Source organism: Bradyrhizobium sp. 170 (genome assembly GCF_023101085.1).
GTDB lineage: Bacteria > Pseudomonadota > Alphaproteobacteria > Rhizobiales > Xanthobacteraceae > Bradyrhizobium.
In genome coordinates, this window is sequence record NZ_CP064703.1 from 7,279,549 (window position 1) to 7,294,489 (window position 14,941).

At 60.9% G+C, this 14,941-nt stretch carries 10 protein-coding genes; 2 read left to right on the forward strand and 8 right to left on the reverse strand.

All coding sequences use genetic code 11. From position 1 onward, the window contains the following. Nucleotides 1-105: 105 nt before the first annotated feature. From IVB05_RS33950 to IVB05_RS33970, 5 genes are all read right to left on the reverse strand, one after another. Nucleotides 106-462, reverse strand: a complete 357-nt coding sequence (locus IVB05_RS33950; protein ID WP_247780341.1) for an MTH938/NDUFAF3 family protein — start codon at nt 460-462, stop codon at nt 106-108. 164 nt (nt 463-626) lie between these two features. Beyond that, nucleotides 627-2,282 carry an amidase gene (locus IVB05_RS33955; RefSeq protein ID WP_247780342.1) on the reverse strand — a complete coding sequence of 552 codons (1,656 nt, stop codon included), beginning with the start codon at nt 2,280-2,282 and terminating at the stop codon, nt 627-629. A 671-nt stretch (nt 2,283-2,953) separates the two neighbouring features. Next, complete coding sequence (locus IVB05_RS33960; protein ID WP_256472713.1) at nt 2,954-3,679, reverse strand: SAM-dependent chlorinase/fluorinase; 726 nt, start codon at nt 3,677-3,679, stop codon at nt 2,954-2,956. Nucleotides 3,680-4,477: 798 nt separating this feature from the next. After that, nucleotides 4,478-5,632, reverse strand: coding sequence for a CapA family protein (locus IVB05_RS33965; protein ID WP_247780344.1), 1,155 nt, complete (start codon nt 5,630-5,632; stop codon nt 4,478-4,480). 54 nt (nt 5,633-5,686) lie between these two features. Continuing rightward, nucleotides 5,687-6,694: an MBL fold metallo-hydrolase gene (locus IVB05_RS33970; protein ID WP_247780345.1), complete on the reverse strand. Its 1,008-nt coding sequence runs from the start codon at nt 6,692-6,694 to the stop codon at nt 5,687-5,689. Between the two features lie 246 nt (nt 6,695-6,940). Between IVB05_RS33970 and IVB05_RS33975 the strand changes: the two genes are divergently transcribed. Next, the gene (locus IVB05_RS33975) at nt 6,941-7,390 is read left to right on the forward strand and encodes a YbhB/YbcL family Raf kinase inhibitor-like protein (RefSeq protein WP_247780346.1); all 450 of its coding nucleotides are present in this window, start codon (nt 6,941-6,943) and stop codon (nt 7,388-7,390) included. A 282-nt stretch (nt 7,391-7,672) separates the two neighbouring features. Here the strand turns inward: IVB05_RS33975 and IVB05_RS33980 are convergent, their stop codons facing one another. The 3 genes from IVB05_RS33980 to IVB05_RS33990 all read right to left on the reverse strand — a co-directional run bounded on the left by IVB05_RS33980 (nt 7,673) and on the right by IVB05_RS33990 (nt 11,927). Then, complete coding sequence (locus tag IVB05_RS33980) at nt 7,673-8,077, reverse strand: VOC family protein (protein WP_247780347.1); 405 nt, start codon at nt 8,075-8,077, stop codon at nt 7,673-7,675. Between the two features lie 257 nt (nt 8,078-8,334). Further along, nucleotides 8,335-11,121, reverse strand: coding sequence for a UPF0182 family protein (locus IVB05_RS33985; RefSeq protein ID WP_247780348.1), 2,787 nt, complete (start codon nt 11,119-11,121; stop codon nt 8,335-8,337). Nucleotides 11,122-11,348: 227 nt separating this feature from the next. After that, a complete protein-coding gene (locus tag IVB05_RS33990) occupies nt 11,349-11,927 on the reverse strand; it encodes a hypothetical protein (protein ID WP_247780349.1) in 579 nt (192 codons plus the stop codon). Between the two features lie 147 nt (nt 11,928-12,074). Between IVB05_RS33990 and IVB05_RS33995 the strand changes: the two genes are divergently transcribed. Next, nucleotides 12,075-14,939 carry a transglycosylase domain-containing protein gene (locus IVB05_RS33995; RefSeq protein WP_247780350.1) on the forward strand — a complete coding sequence of 955 codons (2,865 nt, stop codon included), beginning with the start codon at nt 12,075-12,077 and terminating at the stop codon, nt 14,937-14,939. Nucleotides 14,940-14,941: the final 2 nt, after the last annotated feature.

Here is a 14,941-nt window from a genome sequence, read left to right on the forward strand (position 1 = left end):
GGGTAATCAGTTGGTATAAATGAGAAAGCGGGCGACCGACGGTGGCGCAGCTTCGCTCTACTTGCAGTAGCAGGTCTTCAAGGATGCACACCGTAATTCACCGATTCAGCAGGTAACGTGAAAAAGGCCGATCTTCTTCGCGCGCGAGTTGTTGAACGTATGGATCGCCTCAGGGGTCGGCTGCAACAGGACCGTGCAACCCTTCTTCGCAAAATACGCCTCAGCTTCCGGCGATAGATGCACATTGCCCATCTGGCCCGAGCCAAGAATTAGCTGCTCGCATCCGCCCTCAAAGACGAACTTCGCTTCGTCCTTCGAGAGGACATGCGAGGTGCCGTAGTACTTCTTCGACAGCTTCTTCTTCCGCCTTGCCACTTCGCCGGACAGACGAATGATCACGTCGTGTTCATAGGTCTTCCCGTCAATCGTGATGGTGCCGAATGTAGTGCGTTCGATCTCCATGGCCTGACCTCCTCATGATCCCGGCACGAGGCCTCGACTCCGCGTCGGCAGACGAGCCTGGCATCGATGTTCAGGACAGCCCGCGTGCTCGCCGTCTCGCGGGCCTCCTGTTTCCGAACCTTGGGCGCCGGCGGTGCCGTTAGCCGGCAATTCGCTGCTGCTGTCTACCCGACGATTTGGAACGCGTCAGCCGCGCGCAACACGGTGCCGTCCTCCCAGTGGCGTCCGACCAGCATCATGCCGACAGGGAGCCCTGCCGACATGCCTGCCGGAACCGAGGCCGCAGGATGGCCAGTGACGTCGAACGGGCAAGTGTTGGAAATCATCTCGAGCGCCCGCGCAACGTAGTCCTCGCGGCTCGCGTCCGGCGGTGGGAGTAGCGTGGCCTTCAAAGGTAACGTCGGCATGAGCAGGAGATCGACACCTTTGAGTTGCTCATCGTAGGCGGCGCGTAGTACGCGCGCGAGGTTTTGGGCCTTCGCGTAGTAGCGGCCCTGGTAATTGTCCTGCATGTACTGGCCGAGCAGGACAACGAGCTTGACGGTCTCCGAAAGGTCGTTGGCGCGCACCCGCCGGCTCCGGCCGTAGAAGTCCAGCAGCGAAGTCGTGTAGTGCCCTTTCCAGTTGGTTCCCATGCTGTTGCCCGCGACCATCAGCGCCGTGGCGCCCTCGACGGCGATAGCATTCCAGATATGGATGCCGTCGCGGTGGAGGGGGATCGATACCTCGCTCACTGTTCCCCCCGCTCGCGTCAAGCGCTGCGCCGCCTCGCGCACCATGGCGTCGACATCGGGCTCGGAATTGGGCCAGCCAAACCCTTCCCTAACGATCCCGATCCGCAGGCCGCGGGCGTCTCCGGTGAGTTGCTTGGTATAGGCTTCCGTACGCAGTCCCGCCGGTTGGCGCGGGTCGAGGCCATCGGCTCCGGCGAGCACCTCGAGAAGCCGGGCGGCATCGCCGGCGGTACGGGCAATGGGCCCGGTATGATCAAGTGTTAATTCAATCGGGAAGACACCGGTGTATGGCACAAGCCCGTGGGTGGGCTTGTGGCCAACCGCTCCGCAGAAAGAGCTGGGAATTCGGATCGACCCTCCCTGGTCACCCCCGATGGCCATGTCGCACTCGCCGGCGACGACGAGCGCCGCGCTGCCACTGGAGGAGCCTCCGGCAGATCGCTTTGGATCGTGCGGATTGAGCACGGGCCCAGTGTCGGAGGTATGGCTACCGCCCGAGAAGCAAAGATGCTCACACACGGCCTTGCCGACGATCTCCCCACCGGCATCGAGGATGCGGGTCACAATGGTCGCGTCCACGTCGGGGACATAGCCCTCCAGCACGTTGGAACCGTTCATCATCGGGATGCCGGCGACGCACACATTGTCTTTGATGGCGATTTTCTTGCCCGCGAGAGGCCCCGACGTTGCGCCTTTGATCGAGCACCTCCAGTACCAGGCGTTGAGCCGATTGTCCGAGACCCCTGGTCGGAACCCCGCGTCCCGCGGGTACTTCACCACCAATGTCGGCTCCGCGAACTGGTCCAGGCGACGGTACGACGCGAGCACGCCGTCCATGAGGCTGCGGAACGACGTCAGATCGTCGCGGCTGAGAGCCAAGTTGTAGGATTTGGCGATGCGCTCCAATTCAGGCAGCGGTGGCTTGCGCAGAATCCGCGGCGCCGTCGCCGTCGGGGGTGGCGGTTGCGTGCCCGCCTCGGCGGCCGCACGAACGGGCGTTGTCGCCGCGGCGACAACTGTTACTGCTGCGCCGGCCGCGCCGGCATGAAGGAAGCGACGACGCGAATAGTCTGGCGAGGCTCTCATAGCACATCCTCCCTCGACCAATGGGTTGACTTCTCAAATCCACCGCTCGCCCTAAAGCGTCGGGGACCGTCTGGTGGTCGGTGGCCGCGACGGTCACCAAGCGGAGGCCGCCGACGCTGCGGCCGGCGTACCAAGCTGCAACATGAGTCCTTGCATCCGGACAGGGCTGAGGCGCAGCAGCCGCATGAGGTCGGGACGGGAGGCTTGGCCGAGCGGATCGTGACGGCAGTTAAGGCCTGTACTGGATGCCTCCGGCATCCTCGCGCGGACTGCGGAGCGACGCGCCGTCCAGCAGCAGATTATCGCGCAGCCACCGGCGATCTTCAAGAGTTTGCATCTTTCACGGTCCGCGCTCGGCAGCCACGTCGCGGAGCACTTCCACCTTCGCGGCACACGCACGGTCAAGCCACGCGCGCGATGTCTCTTCCTAGCAGGGTGAGAACTGCCGACGGACAATGGGAGCGACCCGTGTCAAAGTTCAGTCTTCGCGATTTCACTGCACCCGGTATTTGCTCATGTAGTGTTTGCGCAGGATCTTGCGGGTTTGCTCCGCAAGGCGCCTGTTAGCGCTAGCCTTCGGCTTGTCGCGGCGCTCTGGCGGCTTCGGCCGATGCTGATGAGGGCGCTGTTTGGTCGAATGTTGCCTTCGGGTCAAAGCGGCAGGCCTTTGTTCATGCGATCTCGACCGGACTGCCGATGGCAAGACCGAGATCGCGGTCCGCCCGCCCCTGATTGACGGCAATTTCGGCAAGCCCGTTGGAGTTCTCATACCAGAAAGCCGCGCCTGGCGGCAGATCGCTGAAGGTCCTCGCGCGGTCCAGAACCCGACCTGCCGCGGTCAGCCTTGCCCCGGGCGGCAGCATAGCCGCCCTCAGCCCGGTCATGGCATTGCCGTAGTGATCGACGTAAACGATTTCGCAGAGGTCGTCCGGCCAGTCTCCCCGGCGATCTGCGCCATCGTGACGTGGCTGGCCGGGGGGCGGATCACCGCGCGCCAGCATGGCTGCCACCGGGGCGAAGAGGTCGCGCCCGTGAAAGCTGGCCGAGAGATGCTTCGGCTTCCAGTCGATGTCCCAGCTGCGCGTCTCTCGGGCTCTGCGCTGGATCAGCTCGAACAAGCCGTTGCCTGGGCCGATATACCAGCGGCCGTCGGCCTCGAGAAAAATGGATGGCCGAGTCCCGCCGACGCCGGGATCGACAACGCAGAGAAAGGCGGTTCGCACCGGAAACCATGCAGCATAGGCCGCCAACAGATACGCCGATGCCTTGGGATTGCCGACCGGCGCATCGGCGAAGAGGTCGATAATAGGTATGCCCGGCGCCATCTGGTGCAGCACCGCCTTCATCTGACCCGTATACGGGCCGTGCAACCCAAAATCCGTGAATAGCGCAATCATGGTGTCAAAGTGCCCACTGCGCCGGCGCCTCGCAACGATCGCGCGTTTCTTTGACCGATAGCCACGACGTAACAGATCGTCCGCCGCTGAAGCTAGATCGCCCCTCCCCGCCCGGTCATCTTGACGGACGCTCGGCTGCGATAACTTCGGGGTTTATATCCCGCTCGCAACGTCGCCGCCGGTCAGCGTTATGCCTTCCCTGATCCTTGGAGCCGTCGGCGCCTCTTGCTCAGGGTGAACGGCGCTCGGGAGCGTTCGCGGCCGGCCTGCCGGCGGCATCATCGTCTGCGCCGTGAGCAGCCATGGTATCCACATAAATCGTGTGGCCTGCACCCAAAACGTGAAAGGGTTGGCTGCCTCGAACAAGGACCCGAGCGCTTCGAAGGACGGTGTTGCCCGCAGGTTGATTGACATCTGCTCCCATTCACCATTCGGCGATTGCCGGTGAATGATGTCGATGTCGAGGCCGGGCAAACGAGCGTTTGCTCTTGTGGCATCGATGTCGCTGTCTGGACTGTACATCCGCTCAGGCATCGGCCTCTACCATCTCCGTGCACCGATTCCGTCCCGCTGGGTACCCGCCGCGACCGGATTATTGATTATCGCTCATTATTTCCGGCAATGAAAGCTCGGAGACTTACTGCCACGACCATGGCCGCACCTTGCGGAAGGACGGAACCCTGCCTCCTTGAGGCGCGCGTGGCGTTTCGTCTGCATCGGTTGAAGCGGAAGCGCACCTGCAACGAGACCATTATGAGCAGGAGGATAGTGTTCGCTGGCTTGGATTTCTCTGGAGGGTCAGGTCGCCGGCGTCGAGTGGGTCACCACAAGCTGTCTGTCTGAATCGAACATAACCCTTGTTCTGAACCGCTGACATTGCCGATCGAGCGTCTGTTGTAGCCATTCCATGTCCTGGCGCGACGGATAGGATAATCGAAAGTTCTTGATCTGCAGGGGAACCAGGTTCAGTGCGTGGAGGCTTCCGCTGGTCCGCTCCAGGTCCGCAAAATACATCAGCGCCAGATCGTCACGGTACTGCTCGTAGCCGCGAATACCCTCATAATCGTTCAGAAAATCGCCGCAGCCATAGAGAATGAGACGATTGCGATAGATTTCGATGGCTCTTGGGTGATGCGACGAATGCCCGTGAACCACAGATACCCCTGCTCCGTCGATGAGAGTTCGAGCGAAAGCCATCTGTTCATCCGGAACATGATATCCCCAATTGGATCCCCAATGAATTGAAACGACGACAAGATCGTCCGGGCGCTTGAGCGCGGCGATTTGACTGGCAACCCTCGAAGCGTCCTGTTCGGACACCCCGGACAACAAATTGATGCCGGGTGTATGGGCTGTTGCCGCCCAGTCAGGAGGGATGCCGCTCGAAACGGTGCCGAACGAAAAAAACAGAAGCCGCGCCGTCGAAAAATTCAGCGCTGCTGGTGTGCAGGCTTCGTGATCATTGTGCCCCGCTCCCGCTGTCTTGATGTTCATCTTTTGCAGGGTCGTCAGCGTCTCCAGCAAGCCGGCCCGTCCCCAATCGAGCGTATGGTTATTGGCCAATGCACAACAGTCGATCTTCGCGGCCGCGAGACATGCTGCATTCTCGGGGCTCATGCGGTAATTGATACCCCTGTGCGCGCGATCGTTGCCGCGGGTCACGGCCGTTTCGAGATTGATGATGCGAGCGTCCGGTTGCATGCGCTTGAATTCGTCCAGTGCAACGCCCCAGACGTAAGACGGCCCGTTGCGCCGCGGAATGCGGCCGTTCACTTGCTCGGCGAGCAGCACATAATCCTCCGCCGATCGCATGTAATTCTCGTACAGTTCCGGGCTACAGGGGTACGCCAGCACCTGATCGATGCCGCGTCCGCACATGACATCTCCGCACAAAAAGAGCCGCAGCGAATGCCGCTGTGGCTGGGTGGTCTGCACTTGCGGTTCATCACGCATGAAATGCCGCCTCAGTAGGCCAGAGTATCAGCGATGGCGTGGCACCCCTTCCGATCAGGCGCAGGGCCTCCCGAACGCCGCCATCACTTCGGCCAACATCCGCCCCTCCTCCCCCGCATAACGCGGCGAGAAATGAAACGGCTCGATGCAGCGCACGTTGGCGTCTCGCGCAATCTGTCCTGCCGCAGTGGTCGTCAGATGCGCGCGCTGCTTCGCCAATGCGGCATCCGTCCCTGCAAAAGCCGCCTCAATGAAGAGGACGTCTGCATCCTGAACGAGAGCGACGATCGCGGCACGGTTGGCGGCCGTGTCGGCGACATCGGTGATATAGGCAATCTTCTGGCCGGCAGCGACAGTCAAGAGATCGCGCAGGCTACAAAGCCGAACGAGCCGATTGTCCGATGTCGTCGATCCATCGATATGGATCAAATGATCGTCCGGACGGCCTTCGACAATGGCTTTCTTGAGCGCCCGCAACCACGGGCCGACAGGCAGCCCTCGCTCGGCTAATCGGTTCTTCCAAATGTTGACATGCGCTGCCTCCTGTAGCGCAAAGCCGAGGCAAGGCCCGCGATGCTCCAGGATAGCGGCCGATACGTGATAGGTCGGCTCCCTGTACAGTATGCCGTCAAACGTGGCGTTCGCGACCATTTGCTCCGCGACAAAAGCCCTTTTCAGCCGGAACTGCGTGGTGGAGATGGAATGCGGCATCGCGAGCTCACTCACGATGAAAACGAGATCGCAGCGATAGCTGTCAACCAGGTTCCAATGATAGGCCTGAAGTTTGTGATGGACGCGCTCGGCGAATCCGGACGGGCCGTAGAGGTGCACAGATTTCTCGCGCCCTACCAGCAAGCGGAGCAGATGGTCGAATCCAACGAAATGATCGATATGGGCATGCGAGACGAAGATTTGGTCGACACGTTGTATCTTCCGCGGCGATAGCGAGGCGATTTCCCCGATATCGAACAGCAGACCCCGCTTGTCGAACAACGTCTCAACATAGACCGTCGGGTCGCCGTAGCGTCCGTTGACCAGGCTGGGATGGAGAAGCGGCCGCATGGCAAGCAGTTTTCCCGCAGCGAACCTTCCGCGCATCATTGCGAATGGCGTCAATATACTGCCGTTCTCTTGCGGTGCCAAATCAGCATAGTACGCAACGCTGGCGCTGGCGGGCGCCGATTTTCAATCCATCGTTCGGTTGCGCGATCGCGTGCGCGAGACGATGCTGATCCGCTGTGGCGAGCCATCCCGAAGAGCTCGTCAAGCCCCGGGGCGATGTCTCGTGCAGCCTGAAGGAGAAAGCATATGGAACTCGCATCAAGTGCATTCGCCGATGGATCGGTCGTTCCGCGACGCTTTACCTGCGATGGGGACAACCGCTCCCCGCCTTTGCAATGGTCCGGCGCGCCAACCGGAACGCGGAGTTTCGTCGTGCTCTGTGACGATCCCGATGCGCCCTCCGGCACATGGCACCATTGGGCGGCCTACGATATTCCACCGACCGCGGTGGAACTTGCGGCCGGGGCCGCGCAGGACACAAAAATGAAACAGGCGATCAACGATTTTCGAAAGCTGGGCTATGGCGGCCCTTGCCCCCCTCATGGCCACGGACCTCACCGCTATCACTTCCGGCTTCTCGCCCTCTCCGCGGAGCACCTGCGAGTGCACAGCAATGCGTCTTGCAGGGACGTCGAGCGGGAAGCACGTAACCATACGATCGCGGAAGCAACCCTCGTCGGCCTGTATCAAAGATAAATTCGGCGTCAGTGCCTTGGCGTCGGTTGCTTGAGCAGTGGATGGAAGAGGTATTGCACTTGCTCGTGCACGCCGCGAAGATGGGCACTATTGTTTCGCTGTGGCGCTATGATGCGTCGGCCGGGCAAGCGCCGCCACTGGATAATCTGCGACGGCCGCCGATCCTGCGCCACGCGTCTTGAGCGGCAATCTTCCATATGCCGAGTACCATGCAGTTGCCATCCATGGCGGCTGGTCGGTCAATTGCGTGATGCGACGTGAGGCCTCGGCCGAGCCGAACCGTCAAGACCGAACCGGTTGCCCGAGTCCCAGGAGGTTTCCCTCGCTGTCGCGGAACCACGCGCCCCGCTCACCCGTACCTTTGCTGGGGTAGTTCCCCCTGATCTCCGCAATCCCATCGACGGTCCTCAGGCCGGGCAGGTCATACTCCTCAAACTCAATTCCCCGCGCGCGAAGCTCGCGCACCGTCGCCTCGATGTCGTCGACTTCCCAGCCCATTTGCGTGTGCGTGCCGGATTGCACTCCCGCCGAGACGAAGATCGCAAACTCGCCGGCCGCGCAGACGTAGCGGAGCCTGCCCTCGCGCTGTTCGACCGGTACGAGCCCGAGTTTCTCCGAGTAGAATGCCCGCGCGCGATTTAGGTCTTTGGCTGGAAGCCGGGTTGCCACCTTCGCGTCCTTTAGCATGCGCTTTCTCCTTTCGCGATCTTAATGCGCTGGTCTGCCGCCTACACGGCCAGGCGCTAGTCGAATATCATCATGAAATAAAGCGCCGACACGAGAAGGCCGTCCGGCGGAGACTGGCGCGCCGGTCAGAATAAAACTATGAACTCTTAGGTTATTGAAATCGCGATATGATTTTAAGCGAAGCTCAACCGTGGTGCCGCGTTCGCAATTTCCGCTTCTCCGGGTCGGAGGTAGCGCTGGACTGAAAGTTCGGGAGCCTAGTGGCCGGTGGGGCGTCGGTTCATTTCCTCCAGAAGCTCGCGCATTGCATCGAACTGCGTGCCAAAACCTTTCCAATCTCCGGACTTCAATCGCTCCACTGCTTGATTGTAGCGATCAAGCGCCTCCCGTGCCTGACTTGCCGCCGGGCCTGTGGCGGGCCTCTCCTCTGTCGTGGTTGAAACTGCCGGCGCAGCGCCGGGCTCCATGAACAGCGCTGACAAGGCTTCGGCGAGTGTCTCCTTCATCACCACATGTTCGCCGTAGGCTGCGATCACGCGTTTCAGCTCCGGCAGGTGTCCGTGTTCCGCTCGCAAATAGAGCGGCGTTACATAAAGGATCGAATTCTCGATTGGGATCACAAGCAAGTTCGCACCGCGGATCACCCGCGAGCCCATCTGGTTCCACAACGTGATTTGTTGCGATATCTCGGTACTCTGATTGATCCGCGCTTCGATCTGGAATGGTCCATAGACGAGCTTCTCCTTGGGAAACTCGTAAACGATCAGCTTGCCGTAGTCGGGCGCGTCGCAGCGCGCGGCGAGCCACGCGATCATGTTGTCGCGGCGGCTAGGCACCATCGGAAGCATGAGAAAGAACTCGGCCTGCGGCTCGCCGGGCAGCCGCATGATGATGTAATAAGGTGCCATCGTTGCTATGCCGCCGCCGCCCGGCTGGCGCGGGAACTGCCAGAGATCCTCGCGGTTATAGAAAACGTCGGCCGCCTCCATGTGGTAGGTCTGATAGAGCCGCGCCTGAATCAGGAACAGGTCCTCCGGATAGCGAATGTGCTTCTGCAAGTCTGACGGCATCGCCGCGAATGGCTTGAACAAGCTCGGAAAGATGCGCTGGAAGGTTGCGGCGACCGGGTCACGGGTGTCCATCAGATAAAAGTCGACGGTTCCGTTATAGGCATCGACGATAACCTTTACTGAATTGCGAATGTAGTTGAGGCCCAGCCCTTGCGCCGGCTCTGCATAGGGGAAATAGGAACTCACCGTATAGGCGTCCTGCATCCAGAACATCCGCCCATCGCTGATGACCAGATAAGGATCGTGATCGAGCCTGAGGAAGGGAGCGATCGTTCCTACCCGTTGCTGGATATTGCGGCGGATCATGATCCGGCTGTCGGCGGTAATGTAGCTCGAGAGCACCAGGTTCGGGTCGTTGAAGTAATAAGCAAACAGGCCTCTCCACACCATCGATCCGATCGGAACGCCACCGGTGCCGTCATAGGCCGCGTAGACATTGTCCTTTCCCTTTGGATAGTCGAACTCAGGTGTGCTCCCTTTGACGATGACGTAACTGTCGTGCTCTTCGCCGTAGTAGATGCGCGGTTCGCGGATCTGGGGGCCTCCGTCCGCAACAGGGGGTATGTCGCGCAAATAAAAGAATGGCAGCCCTTCGCTGCTCTTGCGAGTGACCGGGCTCATCACCGCGCCGGTGCCGTGAGTAAACAACACGTGGCGATTGACCCATGTCTGGGCATTCGGCGGCAGCAAGGACGGCCGCAGTTCGCGGGCCGAGATCATTACGCTTTGGTAGGAGCCATCGATCCAGTAGCGGTCGACGTCAAGATGATGGAACTTGTAGTAGGTGCGGATCTCCTGCAGCTGCGCGTAGGTGTCCGACAAGGGCTGCCAGTCCCACAGCCTGATATTCTCGATTGTCGCCTTGTTGGCGTCGAGCGTCTTGAAGGTAAGCTTCTGTTCGGCAGCAAACGGCTTGGCTGCGATCTGATCGAGATTGTATGCCTGCCGAGTGAGCGCGATGTTGCGTTCAATGTAGGGCTTCTCCAGCTCCAACTCGCTTGGTTTGACGAAGAACTGCCGGAATAGCACGGTAGCTATGCCTGACAGCACTAAAGAGCCGATGACGACAAGCATGACCGCGGCGGCGGGAAGCCGGTAGGTCCTCACTCGGAGGTTTGCCAACGCAGCAAACGCCGCAATGATCGATAGCCCGATCATTAGCCACAGGCCCGGTAGCCCCACATGCACATCGGTGTAACTAGCGCCGACGACGACGCCGTTGTCGCCATAGAGCAGCAGATAACGGTCGAGAACGTACGACCAGGCTTTCACGACGAAGAGAAGCGCGAGCAACGCAGAGCCGTGAGCGATTGCAGTCGGCGACATCGATCGGCGATGAATGTCGTATTCGATGTCGCCATGCACCCAATAGATCGCTGCGGCGAAAAGCGCGCTCAAAACGAGTGTGAGCAGCATCCAGTTTTTGATGAGGATGTAGGCCGGCAGTACGAACAGATAGAAACTGATGTCCTTGCTGAAGAGCGGATCGTTTGCACCATAGGGGACGTGATAGAAAAACTGCAGGATGACGCCCCAATTGCCGACTTCTGCCGCGGCAACCAGCAGAGCGAGAAAACCTGCACCGCCCGCGATGACGCGGGGCCACGGCAGCCGATCGCGCACGACCGCCAACAGGTCGGGCGGCGGCACATTGCCCGCAAGATTCCACACGAACGCCGCGACAGATTGCGTCGTCTGCCGTCGGGCAAAATGCACCGCGAGCCATCCGTTCAACCAAAGGACGACCGCAGTTCCGGTCCAGACTGCAGAAAGGACGACGGCCTTGGCGCCGATTGTCGTCCAAAAAACCTGCGGATAACCGATCGCGGAAAACCACAGCCAATCAACCAGGAAGTCGCTGGTGAGCCAGAGCAGGACCAGGCAAATTCCGGCGAAGACGGCCGCAATGATGGACCCGACCACGGCGCTTCGCCTTGGTGCCTTCCGTTCGGGTCCGGTAATCCCGATCGTCATGACTTGATCATAGCGGAAATGAGGGACGCCTGCCGCCTGAATCGTGGTCGGGATTGCCCGGCAAAAGGGGGCGAGCGCGCGAAGCTCCGTCGCCGGGACCCCGGAACAGCACAACGTAGCAAATCGAGAAGGCGCAAGGCGGCAACCCCGGCGGATGCAGCCGCCGATCATCAGTCAGTTATCGGGCAACATGGCGCTCCAGAATCCGGAGCCGCAAGCGCAAGACTTCACTCCTCCAATTTCTTGCTCAATTCAGGATTGAGCTTGTTCCGATCGACAGACTGATAGAACGTGATGGGTCTGCATTTTCCCTCGAAATCCGCGAGGACAATGGCCGTCCACGGACTCGCGTTCTCGCCCGAACCGTCGCGTAGGTCCGGCATGACCTTGCGAGCAGCGATCACATACCAAGCGCGACCAGCTGCTGCGGCCTTCGCAGCCGCCGCGAACTCATCCAATATTCCGCGCAGATTTTTGCGCATTTCTTCTTCGCTGTCCCCGCGCAGATGTTTTCGAGACGACTTTCCCGCCTCTCCGTACTCATGATGAATGCTTAACTGCAGTCGGGCATCATCCACTTCGATCTTGGTGACCCGTATCGCGGCTCCGCCTTCGCGAAGATAGTCTCGCACCCGGACGTCGCAGGCCAAAAATCTGTCCGTGGGTGGCTGGGCGACGCTAGCTGCAGGCGGGACCGCGGCAAGAGCCCGGGTTTTCTTTTTTCGAGGAGCAGCCTCCGCAGGCATCGTGGCGATGGCGGCGCTGAGGAGCGCCGCGGCAAGCACGACTGGAAAAGGGGCATTCATGAGTGCGCTGCCGATGTGGTGTATCTAAAACGTACTGGCCGCAGCGTTGGTTCCGGGGCTAGGGAACTTTTTCCTCAGTACAGCCTTGTTTAGTGTTCTAGAAAAACGGGACCTTACAGGAGCGGCTTTTTCGACCGTCGGCAGGTCATGGACTCGATTCTCATCAAGATCTTCGCCACGGCGCTTGCCTTCAGCCAGGTCACTACCCGTCCGGATGAGGTCAAGACGGAATTCGATGCGGCGCGCGACCGCTTTGAGGTGGCGCAGCTTTTGGGTGCCGGCTGCGCCCACATGCGCAAGGCTTTCGACATCGAGGACGTCAACCTGGACGATCTGATTGCCACTGCCATGGATGACAAGGAAGCGTTGAGCAGCGAGATCAAGGCGCTCAAAGGACTGAATCTGGCCCACCTCCACCTGGCCTACAGGCAGTTCTGCAAAGTCGAAAAAGTGGAGGGGTCTCCGGTCGATCTTGGTCAGGTCATCGCTTTCTACAACAGCGCGGTCAAGGATCTGCCCGACGCCGTGCAGCTCAAGCACCTCAGGCTTCCTGGCACCAGCGTAATCCTCGATAACAAGAGCCAGCGCGTTGCCGAGATTTACGCGCCGAACAATCGCCGCATCTGGGTCAAGCTTGCGGATATCCCGGAAGCGGTGCGCAACGCATTCATCGCCGCCGAGGACAAGCGCTTCTTCCAACACACCGGCATTGACGAGCGCGGACTGGTCCGCGCCTTCATCGGCAACTTCGCGCAGCCGGGTCGGCCGCGGGGCGGCTCGACCATTACGCAGCAGGTCGCCAAGAATCTGCTGGTGGGCAACGACATCACTTACGAAAGAAAACTGCGCGAAATGATCGTTGCCTCGCGGATGGAGCGCGCCCTGACCAAGGCGGAAATCCTCGAGCTCTATCTCAACTCGATTTATCTCGGTCGCGGAGCCTGGGGCATCGAGATGGCGGCGCGCAGCTATTTCGGCAAACCAGCCAAGGCGCTCTCCGCAGTCGAGGGCGCGCTGCTCGCCGGGCTCGCCAAGGGACCTAACTACTTCAATCCCGACCACCACCCTGAGCGCGCGCGCGAGCGCCTTGCCTACGTGCTGGGCCGCATGCAGGACGACGCCATGATCGACGCCGCCGCGGCGCAAGCAGTATTGCCGCAGTTCGTCGAGTACCGGCCGACGCGACGGGACTTCGGCTTTCACTTCGTCGATCACATCGGCCGCGAGGCAAAGGTGGTCGCGGGCCTCGATACTCTCACCAGTTCCTCCTACACGGTGCACTCGACCGTCAATTCGGCCTTGCAGCGCGTAGTCGAAGCGACATTGCAGGAGGGCCTCGCGCGGTACGAGCTGAACACCAATCGTTACAAATTCGAGGGACCCGAGGCGAACATTTCCGATGCTATCCGTCTCAAAGCGGCTGATCCGAGGGCCACGGAGCCGGCCTGGCTCGCGGCGTTGAAGTCGACGCGGCTACCTCTCTATGACGTTCACTGGGAATCGGCGGTCGTCCTGGAGAATACGCGTGGCAAGAGCGGCCATGCGATCAACGTCGGTCTGACCGACGGAAGCATCCTGCCGCTGAACACGTGGAGCACTGCGATCCGGCGCGGTCTCAAGCCGTACGACGTGGTCTACGTGCAGGTGCGCAAAGCCAGTGGCAAGCAAGCGGCGCGTGCGGATCTGCGCATTCGACCGACCGTGCAGGGAGCGGCGCTCGTACTCGGGAACGAAACCGGCCGCATTCTGGCGATGGCGGGTGGCTTTTCGTATCCGGCAAGCCAGCTCAACCGCGTGGTCCAGAGCCTGCGGCAACCCGGCTCCACCTTGAAGCCGCTGACCTACCTCGCCGCCCTTCGAAAGGGATTGCAGCCTAACACGCTGGTGATGGACGAACCGATTACGCTGGCACCGATCGGGGCGACGGCCCACGCGCGCCAGCGCGGTTTCTGGTCGCCGAAGAACTACGAGGGCGGCGCTTCGGGCGCCATTACACTGCGGCGTGCGCTGGAAAACTCCCGGAATCTCGCCACCGCGCAACTGCTCGCGACCGGCCTCGACGACAGCGCCGAGCGAGGCCTCGACCGGGTCTGCGAGATCGCGATGGAAGCGCAGCTCTACAAAGAATGCATGCGCTACTACCCATTCGTGCTCGGTGCCCAAACTGTGCGGCTCATCGACCTTGCGGCGTTCTATGCAGCGATCGCCAACGAAGGCGCACGACCCCAGCCCCATGCGATCGAAACGATCGAACAGGACGGCCGCCCAATCTACCGGCACGATCCGCATGCGGTGTCCTGGATCGGCTTCGCCGACCGCGCATCGTTTTACCAGTTGAAATCAATGCTGCAGGGCGTGCTCGCGCGCGGAACCGCGCGCGTGGTGAAGCATCTTTCGCCCTATGTCGGCGGCAAGACCGGTACCACTGATAATTCGGCCGATGCCTGGTTCGTCGGTTTCACAAATGACGTCACCATCGCCATCTGGGTCGGCTACGACAACAACGATGGCACGCGCCGCACCCTTGGGCGCGGCCAGACCGGAGGGAAAGTGGCGCTGCCGATGTTCGAGCCGATCGTGCAGGCAGCCTGGGAGCTGCACGCTCCCAAGACGGCGTTGAACGGCCCTTCGCGCGAAGCCATGCGTCAACTCGTTGCTCTGTCGATCGATCCCCATACCGGGGATCCTGCGCCGGCCGGCTCCGGGCGCGCTTTCACCGAGTACTTAAAGAGGGATCCGGCGGGCAGAATCGATGATACGCAATTTCGGATCGTCTCGCGTGCAGAACGCTACGCCCATCGTGGCGGTTATGACGAAGACGACGGGCCATTCCAGCAGTGGTCCAACGATACCCGCCTTTACGGCGATATCCGGCCGCCCTTTCCATTCCCGAACTGGCGTCTTGGTCCGCGCGAATATCCCTCCTGGCGCGGATATCCCGATGACGAGGACCGCCTCCCGCGACCGCCGCTCCGAGTCGATCCCGATTATTTCTGGCGGCGGCTGAACTGAGC